Here is a 771-nt window from a genome sequence, read left to right on the forward strand (position 1 = left end):
ATCAGCTCTGCTGTTTGAGGCTGCTCAGTCTGCTGTTACTTTCGGTGCAGGGTACGCTCAAATATCAGATGTTTTAAATCACGGAAGTTGTTCGGGATTGGTCCATCTTGATAGAGGATGTCTGATAGGAGTTGTATCTCGGTGTGACAGATAAAATTATAAAAGTTTTCTCGGGGGCAATCTTTCGAATGGGATGTTCAGCTTTCACCAAGGGGGCGAGAGCAAATGGGGACGTGGTCCAGAGATGGTAGGCATTTAAACATTTCATTGGATGGCATAGTAACGCATTAATATAGTGATCAATATGAAATATAAATATTACGAAGCTGTAAGGGTGAATAGTGGTTTGGCTGAAACGAGAACCATCGATAAAAAGAAAGGATTGATAATTGGTTATTCTACTGATGATGTCACAGGGAGTGATGTCTATGCAGTAACGATTATTGAGGAACAAGAAACTTGGATGGTTAGCGAGTCTGAATTAGAAACTTTGGGCATTTTTTTAACAGAAGATGAATATCAAAGCTCTGATTACAGGAAATTTTGCGATAGCTAAATGCCCCATTCATACCATTCACACGAGGATAAAAATAACCGGATTTGGTGTGATATCTAATCAATCTTTGGTTGTTGGGAATCATCTGAAATGAGCAAAACCACCAGCAGACTGGGCAGTGTGTGCCGGTAGAAGTGATCAGCGTGGACCAGCTGGCCTGGCAATCTGGGCCAGTGCCACCAACTGGTGGGGCTGGACAGATTGATCTGTTCTGC

Annotated in this window: 1 protein-coding gene and 1 pseudogene; both read left to right on the forward strand. The window is 42.4% G+C overall.

All coding sequences use genetic code 11. The features are described from left to right. Positions 1-180: 180 nt before the first annotated feature. A pseudogene (locus tag NOG12_RS13385) lies at positions 181-291 on the forward strand (polymorphic toxin type 17 domain-containing protein); the annotation flags it as partial. A gap of 13 nt (positions 292-304) precedes the next feature. Then, positions 305-556, forward strand: coding sequence for an Imm31 family immunity protein (locus NOG12_RS13240; RefSeq protein ID WP_313933513.1), 252 nt, complete (start codon positions 305-307; stop codon positions 554-556). Positions 557-771 lie beyond the last annotated feature (215 nt).

This window comes from Pseudidiomarina fusca (assembly GCF_032227045.1).
Lineage (GTDB): Bacteria > Pseudomonadota > Gammaproteobacteria > Enterobacterales > Alteromonadaceae > Pseudidiomarina > Pseudidiomarina fusca.